The 15261-nt window shown below is 36.1% G+C and carries 14 protein-coding genes; 5 read left to right on the forward strand and 9 right to left on the reverse strand.

Annotated features, from left to right (window positions below; translation table 11 throughout):
• Positions 1-14 precede the first annotated feature (14 nt).
• Genes hisA through hisIE form a run of 3 tightly spaced genes read left to right on the forward strand, consistent with a single transcriptional unit; the run spans position 15 to position 2130 of the window.
• A complete protein-coding gene (gene hisA / locus GA0061081_RS03605; protein WP_091347253.1) occupies positions 15-752 on the forward strand; it encodes a 1-(5-phosphoribosyl)-5-[(5-phosphoribosylamino)methylideneamino]imidazole-4-carboxamide isomerase in 738 nt (245 codons plus the stop codon).
• The gene (gene hisF, locus GA0061081_RS03610) at positions 734-1510 is read left to right on the forward strand and encodes an imidazole glycerol phosphate synthase subunit HisF (protein ID WP_091347139.1); all 777 of its coding nucleotides are present in this window, start codon (positions 734-736) and stop codon (positions 1508-1510) included. Before hisA ends, hisF begins: the two co-directional genes overlap by 19 nt.
• Positions 1504-2130 (forward strand): bifunctional phosphoribosyl-AMP cyclohydrolase/phosphoribosyl-ATP diphosphatase HisIE, encoded by a 627-nt coding sequence (hisIE, locus tag GA0061081_RS03615; protein WP_091347141.1) that lies wholly within the window; start codon positions 1504-1506, stop codon positions 2128-2130. The genes hisF and hisIE overlap by 7 nt, the downstream gene beginning before the upstream one ends.
• A 74-nt stretch (positions 2131-2204) precedes the next feature.
• Here the strand turns inward: hisIE and cysB are convergent, their stop codons facing one another.
• From cysB to matP, 3 genes are all read right to left on the reverse strand, one after another.
• Positions 2205-3176, reverse strand: a complete 972-nt coding sequence (gene cysB, locus GA0061081_RS03620) for an HTH-type transcriptional regulator CysB (protein WP_091347143.1) — start codon at positions 3174-3176, stop codon at positions 2205-2207.
• Between the two features lie 170 nt (positions 3177-3346).
• Positions 3347-5956: a type I DNA topoisomerase gene (gene topA, locus GA0061081_RS03625; protein ID WP_091347145.1), complete on the reverse strand. Its 2610-nt coding sequence runs from the start codon at positions 5954-5956 to the stop codon at positions 3347-3349.
• Between the two features lie 29 nt (positions 5957-5985).
• Positions 5986-6450, reverse strand: coding sequence for a macrodomain Ter protein MatP (gene matP / locus GA0061081_RS03630; RefSeq protein WP_091347147.1), 465 nt, complete (start codon positions 6448-6450; stop codon positions 5986-5988).
• Positions 6451-6599: 149 nt separating this feature from the next.
• Between matP and GA0061081_RS03635 the strand changes: the two genes are divergently transcribed.
• Positions 6600-8282, forward strand: a complete 1683-nt coding sequence (locus tag GA0061081_RS03635; protein WP_091347149.1) for an amidohydrolase — start codon at positions 6600-6602, stop codon at positions 8280-8282.
• A gap of 74 nt (positions 8283-8356) precedes the next feature.
• Here the strand turns inward: GA0061081_RS03635 and GA0061081_RS03640 are convergent, their stop codons facing one another.
• Both GA0061081_RS03640 and GA0061081_RS03645 read right to left on the reverse strand, forming a co-directional pair.
• Positions 8357-9745, reverse strand: coding sequence for a PTS fructose transporter subunit IIC (locus tag GA0061081_RS03640; RefSeq protein ID WP_091347151.1), 1389 nt, complete (start codon positions 9743-9745; stop codon positions 8357-8359).
• Positions 9738-10172 (reverse strand): PTS sugar transporter subunit IIA, encoded by a 435-nt coding sequence (locus GA0061081_RS03645; RefSeq protein ID WP_091347153.1) that lies wholly within the window; start codon positions 10170-10172, stop codon positions 9738-9740. Before GA0061081_RS03645 ends, GA0061081_RS03640 begins: the two co-directional genes overlap by 8 nt.
• 369 nt (positions 10173-10541) lie before the next feature.
• Here GA0061081_RS03645 and GA0061081_RS03650 point away from each other — a divergent pair, with 369 nt between their 5' ends.
• Positions 10542-11903, forward strand: a complete 1362-nt coding sequence (locus tag GA0061081_RS03650; protein ID WP_091347155.1) for an APC family permease — start codon at positions 10542-10544, stop codon at positions 11901-11903.
• Positions 11904-12026: 123 nt separating this feature from the next.
• On the opposite strand, the gene GA0061081_RS03655 is transcribed toward GA0061081_RS03650, so the two are convergent.
• From GA0061081_RS03655 to GA0061081_RS03670, 4 genes are all read right to left on the reverse strand, one after another.
• A complete protein-coding gene (locus GA0061081_RS03655; RefSeq protein WP_091347157.1) occupies positions 12027-12290 on the reverse strand; it encodes an HPr family phosphocarrier protein in 264 nt (87 codons plus the stop codon).
• 162 nt (positions 12291-12452) lie between these two features.
• The gene (locus GA0061081_RS03660) at positions 12453-13391 is read right to left on the reverse strand and encodes a phosphatidate cytidylyltransferase (RefSeq protein WP_091347159.1); all 939 of its coding nucleotides are present in this window, start codon (positions 13389-13391) and stop codon (positions 12453-12455) included.
• A 63-nt stretch (positions 13392-13454) separates the two neighbouring features.
• The gene (locus GA0061081_RS03665; protein ID WP_091347161.1) at positions 13455-13937 is read right to left on the reverse strand and encodes a hypothetical protein; all 483 of its coding nucleotides are present in this window, start codon (positions 13935-13937) and stop codon (positions 13455-13457) included.
• Position 13938: 1 nt separating this feature from the next.
• On the reverse strand, positions 13939-15261 hold the full coding sequence (locus GA0061081_RS03670; protein WP_091347163.1) for a phosphatase PAP2/dual specificity phosphatase family protein: 1323 nt from the start codon (positions 15259-15261) through the stop codon (positions 13939-13941).

Below are 15261 nucleotides of genomic sequence, written 5' to 3' on the forward strand. Positions count from 1 at the left end.
TGGCAGTTTATCCAATGATTATCCCTGCGCTTGATTTAATTGATGGTAGCGTGGTGCGATTGCACCAAGGCGATTATGAGCAAAAACGTGATTATGGCAATCATCCACTTTTGCGCTTACAAGACTATGAAAAGCAAGGTGCTAAGCTGTTGCACTTGGTAGATTTAACCGGCGCAAAAGATCCTAATGCTCGTCAAATTTCATTAATACAAACGTTAATTAATGGCGTACAAGTTCCTATCCAAGTTGGAGGCGGAATTCGCTCTGAGAAAGACATACAATCATTATTATCAGCCGGTGCTGCTCGCGTGGTAATTGGGTCAACCGCCATCAAGCAACCAGAAATAGTTAAACAATGGTTTAAAAAATACGGCGCTGAAAAATTGGTATTAGCACTGGATGTGCGCATTGATACTAAGGGCAATAAATATGTGGCGATTCATGGTTGGCAAGAAGACTCAAAACAGACATTAGAACAAGTGATTGAGGATTATCTACCTTATGGATTGAAACATGTGCTTTGTACTGATATTTCGAAAGATGGCACGCTCAGTGGTTCGAATATTAAGTTGTACCAAGAAATCAGTCAAAAATACCCACAAATTGCTTTTCAAGCATCTGGCGGTATAGGTCAATTAGACGATGTTAAAGCACTTGCCAATAGCGGCGTTGCAGGCGTAATTGTAGGGCGAGCTTTACTCGAAGGCAAATTTACTGTTCAGGAGGCAATTTCATGTTGGCAAAAAGGATAATTCCTTGTTTAGATGTTCGTAATGGTCAAGTGGTTAAAGGTGTGCAATTTCGAAATCACGAAATTATTGGTGATATTGTCCCTTTAGCAAAGCGCTATGCGCAAGAAGGTGCCGATGAGCTCGTTTTTTATGATATTACTGCTTCGTCAGATGGACGAGTAGTCGATAAAAGTTGGGTTGCAAAAGTGGCCGAAGTTATTGATATCCCCTTTTGTGTAGCTGGCGGCATTAAAACGATTGATGATGCAGGGCAAATATTAACCTTTGGCGCTGATAAAATTTCAATTAACTCCCCTGCACTTGCTGACCCTTCTTTAATTACAAGGCTTGCAGATCGTTATGGTGTGCAGTGTATTGTTGTTGGCATTGATACTTGGTATGACAAAGAATCAAACAATTATCACGTTTATCAATTTACTGGTGATGAAAAACGCACCGTTGCCACAAAATGGAACACACTTGATTGGGTAAAAGAGGTTCAAAAACGTGGTGCCGGCGAAATTGTATTAAACATGATGAATCAAGATGGCGTACGTAATGGCTATGATCTTGATCAACTTAAAGCAATTCGTGAGGTTTGTCATGTACCACTTATTGCTTCAGGCGGTGCTGGCACCATGGATCATTTTTTACAAGCCTTTAAAGAAGCCAATGTTGATGGTGCATTAGCGGCCTCGGTGTTTCATAAACAAATTATCAATATTAGCGAACTTAAACAGTATTTAGCTCACAATGGAGTAGAAATTCGATTATGTTAACTCAAAATAGCGATATAAAATTAGATTTACAGCAACTCGATTGGCAAAAAGTAGATCATTTAATGCCGGTCATTATTCAGCATTATGTTTCTGGCGATGTACTAATGCTGGGTTATATGAATCAAGATGCATTAGCTCAAACACAAAGTAGCGGTAAAGTCACTTTTTATTCACGCACCAAACAACGCCTTTGGACTAAAGGCGAAACGTCTGGCAACTTTTTAAATGTAGTGAGTATTTCCGCTGATTGCGATAATGATACGTTACTGATTTTAGTAAATCCTGTTGGTCCAACATGCCATACTGGTACAAATAGTTGCTTTGCTAATGCTAAAAGCGAATGGGGATTTTTGTTTGAATTAGAGCAATTAATTGCAGCACGCAAAAATGCCGATCCTAAATCATCCTATACAGCAAAACTGTATCATGACGGCACTAAACGTATTGCCCAAAAAGTGGGAGAAGAAGGTGTTGAAACCGCCCTTGCTGCGACAGTTCATGATCGAGAAGAGTTAAAAAATGAATCTGCGGATTTGGTTTATCATTTATTAGTATTACTCCAAGATCAAAATCTGTCACTACAAGATGTGATTGGCATTTTAAAAGCAAGGCATAAATAATAAAAATAATCAAAGTGCGAATCATATCGCACTTTCCTTTATATCTTTTTTATTATGATGAAAAATAAATTCACTTAGTACACAGGCAATTTTACCCCATTAAACATAGCTAATACTTCGATATTATTTTCACATAACATGAGTTTATCGATAGTTTGTCGATGCAAATGTGGTGAAAACTGCTGAATAAAATCATACATATAACTACGTAAAAATAACGAACGCGCAAAAACGATATAGGTTGTGCTGTAGGGGAATATATGGCCAGCATTCAATACAACAAAATCATCATCTGAAGTATTACTCACCGCCATTTTTGCGACAATGCCAACGCCTACTCCCAACTTAACATAGGTTTTAATTAACTCTGCATCTGTTGTACTAAAAACAATATTAGGCGACTGACGAGCTCGCAAGAAAGCTTGATTTAAATCTGAGCCATCGTTAGAAAAATCATAACTAACTAACGGAAATTTGGAAAGTTCTTCAATTGTAATTAAGCTGCTTTTGGCAAGCGGGTGATCTTTCATCACAATCACGGCTTGGTTCCAGTGATAGCAAGGTAAGGCAATCATATCATCGCTAAGCTGTGAAATGTCGGTCACAATAGCCAATTCGCTCTGTCCTGTTTGTGCTTGAGATATGCACTGTGGTGATGATCCTTGCTCCATATGCAAAGTAATATTCGGATATTGTTGCATAAACTGCCGGATCACAACAGGCAAGGCATAACGTGCTTGAGTATAAGTTGTGGTAATTGTTAATGAGCCTTGATTTGGCTGACTAAATTCTTTGGCAATAATTTTAATATCGTTAGATTTGTTGAGGATTTCTCGAGCAAGCGCAATAATTTTTTCACCGACAGGCGTCACTTCTGAAAGGTGCTTACCCACTCGGGTAAATATCTGAACGCCAAGCTCGTCTTCTAACAATTTTATTTGTTTGCTGATGCCTGGTTGAGATGTATACAGTTTTTCGGATGTTAACGATACATTGAGATCGTTATTGACGACTTCGACAATATAGCGTAATTGTTGTAATTTCATGACAAACAAAAGCTCCTTTAACTGTATGCTTTCTCCCTTTTAATCACATCTTAAAAGGGAGAATTGGTAAGGTAAGTCTTTTCACTGTCTAGCACAAACAATAATAACTATTTTTATACTAAAACATATACTTTCCTGAAACTTTTTAACAAAAGTTTAGTTGCTATTACCTATTTTTTACTATTAATCCATTTGCCATCTACGTATTGCATCACCCAACCTGTCGATTTACCATTAACTTCAGAGGTAACATATTGTTGTTTGCTTTTACGACTAAAACGAACAATGGATGGATTACCGTCAGGATCTTTACTTGGTGCTTCGGTCAAGTAAATAAACTTTTCTGGCAGGCGATCTTTAAAACGTTGTAACTCTTCAATCAACGGTGCACGTGTTTCTCTTGATTTTGGAAAATTATGTGCTGCCAAAAAGATACCTGCGGCACCATCACGCAATACAAAATGTGCATCAGATTTACTACATTGAAGTTCTGGTAAATCAACCGGATCTTCTTTAGGGGGTGAAACATCACCATTTTTTAAGATCTTACGTGTATTTTTACAATCAGGATTAGTACAGCCCATATATAAACCAAATCGCCCTGATTTTAAATGCATTTCTGAGCCACATTTTTCACATTCGATAATTGGTCCTTCGTAACTTTTTACTTTAAAGTTACCTTTTTCAATTAATGAACCATCACAAATTGGATTATTACCACATATGTGTAATTTACGTTCGTTATCAAGCAAATAACTATCCATGGCTGTATGACATTTTGGACAGCGTTTACGTGCTCTTAATGCTTCGGTTTCGGCTGTTTCAGCTTCTTCCAAAATATTTAAAGTTTCGTGCTCCGGAATTAAGTTAATGGTTTGTTTGCAACGTTCTTTAGGCGGTAACGCATAGCCTGAACATGCTAAAAATACACCTGTACCCGCAGTTTTAATGCCCATTTCACGACTACAATTAGGGCATTTAATTTCAGGCGTTAACACTAATGGATTTAGTTGCATACCACCTTTATCAGGCGCTTGTTCGGCAACCTCAAGATGCTGACTAAAATCATTGAAAAACTGGTCAAGTACTTCGCGCCATTCTTGTTTTTTATGGGCAATTTCATCCAATGCATGTTCCATACGTGCGGTAAAATCATAACTCATCAGATCATTAAAGTTTTCGCTGAGTCTATCAGTAACAATTTCACCAATTTTTTCTGCATAAAAGCGACGATTTTCCAAACGCACATAGCCGCGATCTTGAATTGTCGAAATAATGGTTGCATAAGTCGATGGGCGACCAATTTCACGTTTTTCAAGCTCTTTAACCAGTGATGCTTCGTTATACCTAGCAGGCGGTTTGGTAAAGTGTTGATTTGGATTTAAGCTGATTAAATCGAGTTTGTCGTTAACTGATAACGGCGGTAATATTTTATCTTCATTGCTTTTGGCTAGTTGCGGTTGTACTTTAGTCCAACCATCAAAGCGCAATGTACGACCTTTTGCTTTTAAGGTAAAATCGCCAGATTGGACTGTAATGGTAGTTGAGTTATATTCAGCCGATGTCATTTGACATGCCACAAATTGTCGCCAAATTAATTGATATAATTTACAAGCATCAGCATCAATATCACTAATTTTTTCGGCAAGAATGGTGACATCAGATGGACGGATAGCCTCATGTGCCTCTTGAGAATTCTTTTTGCTGCTATATACATTGGCTGACGTTGGTAGATATTTATCACCAAAATTCTTACCAATATAATCGCGTACCATTGTCAATGCATCCTGACTTAAATTGGTTGAGTCAGTACGCATATAAGTAATGTAACCAGCTTCGTACAATCGCTGCGCTAATGTCATCGTTTTTTTAACACCAAAGCCTAAACGCGTGCTAGCGGCTTGTTGCAAAGTCGAAGTAATAAACGGTGCAGTAGGATTACTTTTGGTTGGTTTTTGCTCAATGTTTGTTACATGATATTGGTTTTTATTAAGCTCAGCTAAGGCTATATCAATCGCAACTTTATCTTTTGGTTCGAACGCTTTGTTTTTGTAATTGGTGACCTGTAATGTTAATTGTTCTTTTTGAGCAGTCGTTAAATCAGCATAAAGATCCCAATACTCTTCAGGAATAAAAGCATGGATTTCGCGCTCACGTTCAACCACTAAACGCACCGCAACAGACTGAACACGACCTGCTGATAATCCACGTGCAACCTTTTTCCAAAGTAGCGGTGATAACATAAAGCCCACAACCCGATCCATAAATCGGCGTGCTTGTTGAGCATTGACTCGATCCATATCAAGCATTGATGGTTCATTAAAAGCGTTTTTAATTGCTGTTTTGGTGATTTCGTTAAAAACAACACGACGGTATTTACTCTCATCGCCACCAATAACATCTTTAAGATGCCAAGCTATTGCCTCTCCTTCTCTATCCAAGTCGGTTGCGAGATAGATCATATCAGCGTCTTTAGCCAATTTTTTAAGTTCAGAAACCACCCTTTCTTTGCCCGGTAAAATTTCGTAATGTGCTTTCCAACCGTTATATGGATCAACACTCATACGATCAACTAAGGCTTGTTTTTCAGAACGTTTAACTTTTTTCTCTACTTTGTTTTTTGTATCTTTTGTGTTTTTTTCAGCTCGTTGGCTGCTACCACTCACGGGCAGATCACGAATATGACCGACACTTGATTTAACCACGAAATCTTTGCCAAGATATTTATTAATCGTTTTTGCTTTGGCTGGTGATTCCACAATAACAAGGGATTTTCCCATAATAAAACCTTTTTATTCTGTTGTTTATATTATTTACTATCAAGCTTCACATCAAGAAGCGATAGTAAATCATCTTTAATTGTCGATACTTTTGTTGCATATTGATCTTTCTGCTCGGCATCTTCAATTAATTGTGTAATAGTTTGCGATAATGTACATCCACGACGTTTGGCTAAATTTGCTAATCGTTGCCAAACTAAAAATTCTAAATCAATGGACTTTTTTCGTGTATTTTGTTGTTCTGCATTAAAATGCCGTTTTCGTCTTGCCCGAATAGTTTGCTTCATTCGATTATCTAAGTCGGGATTTAAATGTGCCTTTATCCAATCAACAACTTTCGTTGGATTATGTTCTAATAATAGTAACTCATTGACAGCATGCTCTGCAGCGCTTTTTTCAATATAGCGAGTAATTAATTCGCCTTCTTTATGTCTTTTTACTAAATAGTGCCACTTCCAACCACATTCAAGGTTTTCTAGTTGTTGATATTTCATCGGCTCACCTTGTGACGCTGTAACTAAATAACTTATTTGTAGCATAACCTTGGCACACAATAAAGAAAATTATTACATTTGACAAATTTTTTATAAATCTGCTATCGTTCAGTTTTCATTTTTCTCTCTATGTTAAGGAATCACAAATAATGGCTAAGGCTGATGTTATTTACATTAATGGTTATATTTACACTGCCGACAAACAAGACACCATTTGTCAGGCAATTGCTGTTGCAAACGGCTATATTATTGCAACGGGGACTACACAGCAAATAAATAATAGTCAATATGTCGATAATCATACAACTGTTTACGACTTACAAGGCAAAACCATGATGCCAGGTATTATTGATTCGCATTTGCATACTTTTTGGGGAGGTATGCAATTATCGTCGTGTAATTTGAATTATCAAAGCTTAACTATTGATGATACGTTAGCTATTATACAACAATATTTAGATAAAGATTCTATCAGTGATAATACTCATTGGTTACAAGTTCGTGGCTGGCTAAGGCAAGAGGTTTTACCCATTGGCACAGATATTACACGCTTTGATCTCGATAGACTTAATACAAAACGACCTGTTATTTTGTTTTCAAATGACTGCCATACTTTAGTTGCCAATAGCATTGCTTTAGAGAAATTTGGTTTAGATAGAAACACCCCTGAACCAACCGATGGAAAGATTGGACGTACTGATGACGGTGAATTAAATGGTATATTAGAAGATGCCCCTGCCATGCGTGCGTTTGACAGTATATCTAAACTCACCGATGAACAAGCCGTAAACATTGCTAAATTATCGCAAGCAGAACTTAATAAACAAGGTGTTACGGCAGTTATGGATGCTCGAATTACTGAAACCCAAGCCGATGCATTTTTAAAACTACAGCAACAAAACCAACTATCTATTCGCTTATTTGGCGCGCGCGAGTTACCACCAGATGATGTATCATCAATAGAAGAAATTCCAACTTTACTGAGCAAAGTTAAACAGTTCGCCGCACGTTACGATGACAAAAACTGGCAACCTAAGCCGGGTATTAAAATATCGCATACTAAATTATTTGTAGATGGCGTAATGCAGGCACCTTTAATGACCGCACGCTTGCTTAAACCGTACAATTTAGCCGACGAAAAAGATCGTTACGGTGATCTTTATTATTCCATTGAAATGTTAGATGCGTTAATACTTGAATCTGCAAAAGCTGGTTTTCATCCGCATATGCATACAGTTGGTGAAGGGGCTATTGAAGTTGTACTTGATGCCATTGAAAAAATGCGTAAAGCATTACCTGATGCCGATATTCGCCCAAGCACTGCGCATAATGAATTAAGTGCAGCACATCAATTTGCAAGGTATAAACAATTGAATGCTTGTGTGGTCTTTTCATTTCAATGGGCAGGATGCAGTTCGGCAATGGTTGAGCAATATCAAACCCTATTTGGTCCAGAACGCTATAGCGGTTTAGAAGCACATGGGCAATATATTGATGCAGGTGTAACATGCGCTTTTGGTAGCGATTGGCCAATTGATCCATTAAATGAATGGTACGATTTCCAAATTGCAATGACTAGACAAATCGATGCCGAGCATCCTCGGTTAAACAGTGATCGTAATCTAACCGCTATTGAAGTATTACGTAGTGCTACTATTAATGCTGCCTATGTACTAAAACAAGATGAATACATTGGGTCAATTGAAAAAGGTAAATTTGCTGATTTGATTATTTTAGATCGCAATCCATTTACCATCCCAGTAACGAATATGCAAAATGTCAAGGTACTAACAACGATTGTCGGCGGTCAAATAGTTTATCAGCAAGCATAGTTTAAACTTCAATTATTTATTAATGCATTGCTACACCAATCACGATTGGTGTAGCATGAGTCATTATTCAGCCTCTAGTCAACTTCAGCTACTGCCTCAGTTTCTACTGCTGTTGGTTTAGTTAAATGTAAAATAGCAGCAATAATTAATGCACCAATAAACATATCAATTACATACCACGCGGCTGCTTTAGTCACCCCACCTAATGCAACTAACCCGCCAAATGCTACCAATGATTCAATACCATTAATCATACCTAGCATACCTGCGATGGCTGTGCCTATTACAATAGCAATAATAACGCGCTTCGGATCTTTAGCCGCAAAAGGAATCGCACCTTCGGTAATACCCGCTAATGACAAAAAGAAAGCGGTAATGCCAAACTCTTTCTCTTCTTTGGTGTATTTTGAACGTGACACAATCAATGATGATACTGCTAATCCTAATGGCGGAATAGCACAGCACATACGAAATACGCCATTTGGACCATAAACTCCCTCAGCCATTGCAGCTAAGGTAAATGCAGTTGCGGCTTTACTACATGGTCCCCCCATATCTAGCGCGGCTAATATGCCAATACCAATACCTAAGAATGCGGCATTGACTTCAGACATACCTTTTAACGTTGCAACCATGGCTTTAACAAACCAATCAAGCGGATAAGATAGCCCATAAATGTAAAGTGGTGCCATCACAAGTATAGTTACAGTTGGAATAATCATCACAGGCATAACCGAAGCTATCACTGGATGAACTTTAACTGTTTTGAACCATTTAACAAAATAACCAATTAAAATACCAAAAATCATTGCACCAATAAATCCAGTACTGACTTGGTTAGAACCAATTGGATTATTTACCACATAGCCCATAATAAATGCAGGTGCTAAAGCAGCATTACCACCAATGGAATAAGCCATATAAGCAGCGAGCACAGGCACCATCATGGCAAAGCCATATAAGGCAACTTGTTTTAAATCAACAAAGAATTGATTACTTGGTAAAATAGTATCGTTTGTTACGTCACCTGTCATTAACACAATTGAAAAAAGTATTCCAGATGCGATAATAACGGGCAAAAACTTACTAATACCCGTATTTAATGCTCTAAATATCTCTTTACCGATACTATCTTTAACCACTTTAGTCGACATAGTTTCTGCATTATTAAAAATATTAACAGTATTTTTAACCGCTTCACCAGTACTCACTTTTATGACATTTTTATAAGGCTCAAGCCTATCGGCGTTTTCAATTGAAATATCAGTCGCTAATAAAATTACATCGGCACTTTTAAGATCTTGTTCGGTTAATGAATTTTCAATACCTGCGGCACCTTGTGTTTCAACCTTATAATCCCATCCTCGCTTTTTTGCTTCATTTTCAATTTTTTGCTTAGCAATATAAGTATGCGCCATACCAGCTGTACATGCACAAATCGCAACAATCTTTTTTTTACTCATATAATCCTCTGATTTTATTTGCTACAGATTGAATATCGCTTTTAAGCAAATCTTCGACAAAATCATCATTAGCTAAATTCGATGCTAATTTAGCAATAATGGATAAGTGCTCTTTATTGGCGTGTTCTGGCGCGCCAATCATCACGATTAACTTCACTTTATTATCATTATTCCAAATGATGCCATCGCTATATTTCCCAACAACAATAAATGGAGTTTTAACAGCACTACTTTTTGCATGTGGCAAAGCAATATCAGGTAACACATCGGTTTCCATTTCTTGTTCGTGCGCCATAACATCGTCAAAAAAGGTTTTAATATTAGTTAAATAAGCTTGGCTAGTTTCAACCATTAAATGAATAACTGATGATTTTTGAGTAACAACATCACCGGTTAAATCAACCGGTAAAACAGGAATAGACTGCATAAATAGCTCCTTTTAAGGATAATAGATTATTCATAATAACTTAATTTCCATTCTACTTGTATTGTAGATAAAATATACAATAATTTATTTACACTGACACTTACTTTGTCTAATAAATAATAGATTTGGATCACAAATATGCAAATCGAAGCGTAATCCTATAACTTAATAATCTAAATTAAATTGAGCTAAAATAACTCGTAAAGCACTTTAAAGCTTATAATTTGTTTGTTTAAGTACCTTTTTACTAAAAATTAACTTGCATAATTATCACAATATGGCAGAATTCCCTGCCGCTTTAAGCGGGTAAAAAAGGCAAAACTATACTTAGTAGTTTTTTATTGTTTTTTGGGACAGAGGAGCAAAGTCATGTCCGCAATAAAAATGAAACGAGTTTTAACCACACCTGCATTAATTGCATTTGGTTTAGCTTATATGGTTCCTTTGGGGATCTTTACCACTTATGGGGAAGTAACTGTTGCCAGTAATGGACACTTACCTATAGCCTATATCATCACCCTTGCCATGATTTTTTTCACTGCATTAAGCTATTGTCGTATGGCAAATAAGTTACCTATTGCTGGTTCTGCTTATTCTTATGTACAACGTACCTTTGGTGGAAAAGTTGGATTTTTGGTGGGTTGGGCACAAATCCTTGATTACCTATTTTTACCAATATTAAATTATTTGGTACTAGGTATTTACCTTAACGAAGCATTTCCTAGCGTTCCTGCGTATGTATTTGTACTTGGATCATTGATTAGTGTTAGTCTCTTAAATTATCTGGGTATTAAGTTGATTAATTCGGTGAATTTCACCTTAATTATTGTTCAGATGATTTTTATTGGGTTATTTATATTTTTGACTTTATTTAATGTGGATTTAACCCCTGAAGCAATGATAAAACCACTACAAGTCAATACAAGTGATTTTAGTGGTTTAATGTCTGGTGCCGCAATATTATGCCTTGCTTTTTTAGGATTTGATGCTATTGCCACCTTAGCAGAAGAGTCTAACGATGCTCAAAAATCGCTACCAAGAGCCATTATCTGGACTGTTCTTATTGCTGGTTGTATTTTTTTAGTGGTTTCTTATTGTGCTCACTTAGCTTATCCTAAATGGAGCGATTTTATCGATAATAAAGATACTGCAAGTTTAGATGTGGTTCGTCAAGTTGGTAATCTCAGCCAATTAGGTAGTAATTTTATGTATAATTTCTTCCAAGCGGCATATTTAACTGGTGTCTTTGCATCGGCTATGACCGCACAAACCAGTGTATCACGGATTTTTTATGCAATGGGGCGTGAAGGAGTGCTACCTAAACAGATTTTTTATAAAATTCACCCACGCTTTAGAACACCTTATTTATCGATTATCTTTGTTGCTTGCTTTTCATTGCTGTCATTAGTACTAGATCTTAATTTAGTGGTTTCAATGATAAGCTTTGGTGCATTAGTAGCTTTTACTTTCGTCAATTTATGTGTGATTAAAAGCTATTTAGGGAAAGGAAGCTCAAAAACAGCATCAATGCTATTTAAATATGGATTATTACCTGCAATTGGCGTGTTACTTTCATTATGGTTATGGACAAGCCTTGATGCGACAGCGATGATTGTTGGTTTAGTCTGGTTAGCGATTGGTTTTCTTTATTTACTTTATCTTACTAGAGGGTTTACACGAATGTTACCTTCGATTGATCATAAAGAACTAAATTCGATAATCAAAGACTAACGGTCTAATTAAAGAAATACGTCTACTCAAAGTATAAAATTAACGCCTTTTTATACAACTCCGTCGACCTAAGTCGACGGAATCAAGTGTTTAAATTGATGATTAGCTAAGCTAATTTAACAATTATTCACCAAAACCAGTAGCAAATAACTCACGAATTTCGGCCATTGCTGCTTGTTCATCTTCACCATCACAGATGATTTCAACCGTTGAGCCACCTTTTACGCCTGCACCAAGTAAACCCATCATGCTTTTTAATTTAATTGCTTTATCATTATAAACAAGCTCAATTGATGATTTATAACGACCAGCTAATTTAACTAGAGTTGTAACAGGACGTGCATGCAAGCCTGTTGAATTTTTTACTACCATTTGCTCTTTTAACATAATAAAGTCCTTATCTATATCTTAATGTTAATACAATGTTTGTATTTATATCATAAATTAAACTGTTTTGCTCATTTTTTACTGGAGATTTTTATATTCATTCACATAATTTTATTTTTTATAATTTATTTAAACTATGGCTATTTAAATATCATGTAAATTTTACACCCAAAAAAAACGTACAACATGAAAGAAAACTGGCGCACTGAAACAGATAGAATCTAGACGATCAAGCACTCCACCATGACCACCGATTAGATTTCCCCAATCTTTTATTCCTCTATCACGTTTGATTGCCGACATAACTAAGCCCCCCAAAAAACCTAATAAGGTGAGCATAAGTGAAATTAATCCAGCTTGCAAAAAACTAAACGGTGTTATCCAAAATAGGCAAGCACCAACAAAACTTGCAGAGAATATGCCACAAAGAAAACCTTCAACCGTTTTTGATGGCGATAAATTTGGGCTAATTTTGTGTTTGCCGAATAATTTTCCAAACACATATTGCAACACATCTGAAAGTTCAACAACCAAAACTAAAAAAGCAATCAAAAGAAGGTTACGATCTTGGTAATGGTCGATTGGCAATGTTAATAATGCCGGTACGCAAGAAATGCTATAAACTGTAATCATTAGTCCCCACTGCACTTCAGCCGTTCGTTCTAAAAAATTATCGGTTGAGCCAGTTATTGCCGCCAAAATGGCTAATAATAAAAAACCATAAACAGGAATAAAAATACTAAACAATCCATACCACGACATAGCCACCAAAATAAATTGCAAAGGTAAAGCAATAAAATAAGCAAATATCAATGCATAAAAATCATAACGATTAACTGGCGTTAAACTTAAAAACTCTCGAAGCGCAATGCCAGATGCCACAAAAAATAGAAAAATTACAGCCAATTTACCTAACAAAAAAGCGATACCAATAATGGCGACCATTATCCACCATGCATTAATGCGAGTATTAAGATTATCAATGACGCTATTTGGGCTTTTAAAACGTCGTTTTAATAGTAAGCCAATTATTGATGCAACAACCAATAACACACCAATACCAACAAATAACAATAAAGTATCGCGTTGATAATTAGACATCCATTTTCTCCTTATTGTATGTTTATCGCTTACTTAAATTTATAATTTTTAATGTTGAATCTTCTAGTTAAAATAAATAATGCCACTGATTAATGTTCCGATTAACAGCAATATTTGTAAAACAAGCCAGATAACTTGTTTTTTAAATAGCTTTATTGTCCCCTTTTGACGTTCACGAATTGAGCGTACTGATAGTTGGCGTGATTTGATTAAATTAAATTGTAGTAATGCATCGTCCAATTCAATAAGTGTGTTAGGTAACCGATCAACATTAATAACTAAATAATCAAATAGTTTTTTATCGAATTCGACTCGCAAGGCATAATATTTACTTATTAATCCAAGTAAAAAAGCGACAAGACAACAAATCGTAAACAAAAAAGATCCTATCCACCAACTTGCCATCATCCCAAAACATAATGCAATTATAGTGAGTAATAATGACAAAACATTTAATTGTTGACTTATCGCTAGCAAACTACAAAATATCACTAGTGTAGTTTGATTGGCAGCTTTTGTTGATTTTGTATTGTCACAACTTAACATACTAACTTCCTTTGTCTATTTGTAATAACCAATCCGATAAGATTAAACGTTGTTTAGCTGAAATGACGATGGTGCTACGGCGCGCTTTTACCATAGCAATTGCTGTATCTAAACTTGGTACTCTTTTCGTCAACAGTAACCAAGCAATAATGGCTGTAGCACTGCGTGAATAGCCCAAAGCGCAGCAGACCAATAATTTTCCTTGCTGGTGATACTGCTCAATGATTTCAGCAACATCTTTGCACTGTTTAATAGTTAATGGAGTCATATCCAATACAGGAATCAGATGATAGTAACCTTTAAATTGTGTTATTGGTAATTCAGCACAAAGATCAACAATCGAAATAAAGTGATTTGACTGCAATGCATTATTGGCTGGTATTCGCCCCAAATAAACATTATCACAAATTAAATCTACTGACCTATTTTTAAAAGTCCACAACCGTGAATTAATCCACATAATGATAAAATAAGGTAGATATAAAATAGTAGTAGCCAGATTAAAATGACCATTAACCTGCTTTTGAAAACCTGCCACACCAAATAATAAGTAATTTACTGAAACCAATAAAAACGCGCCTGAAAACCATAATAGCCACAATGCCCAATAATAAAAGTAAATAGCAATACAAAGCGACAATAAAAACAGTAAAAAATAGATGCTACTCCAAAGATATTGTTTAGGCCGTTGGCAATTTTTTATTGGTGATAGAGCATGATCAGGCCATAGCCAAATACAAAAACACCCAACCCAAACGCCTGTTGGAATGTCAAAAAAATGATGCTGCCAAGTAGTTAATACCGATATTCCAATTAATAAACACCAAATATGCAAAATATAACGCCAGCCACTACGAAAATAGCTAGCATAAAATTTCCACAAAATAACCAATAGTGTAACATGAAGCGACGGAGCTTGGTTAAAGGGTTTATCAAATCCCATCAAAATATCAAATAATCCCCCATACAATCCATCTAATGCAGGACGTTCAAAAGAAAATTTGAGCGGAAACAGCAAAAAACAGATAATGCAAATAATCTGAGCGGATAAAAGTCGAAAACAGAGAATTTTAAGAGTTCGATAAGAGTAAGCCAATAAAATTGCCAACCCATACATAAGATCTATCGACCAATAAGGTACTATAGTCCAAGGCCATAAAGGAATTGAACGCTCCCATCCAAAAACGATATTCCCTATATCACTTCGTGTAGCAGTAAACCAATTGGCAAAATTATAGCTAGTAAAAAAGAAAATAGTTAAGCTAACTAACCATACTAACTTATAAATAGTTAGCTTATCAAATCGTCGTTTTACTCTGTCCAT

The organism is Gilliamella bombicola, from assembly GCF_900094945.1.
GTDB lineage: Bacteria > Pseudomonadota > Gammaproteobacteria > Enterobacterales > Orbaceae > Gilliamella > Gilliamella bombicola.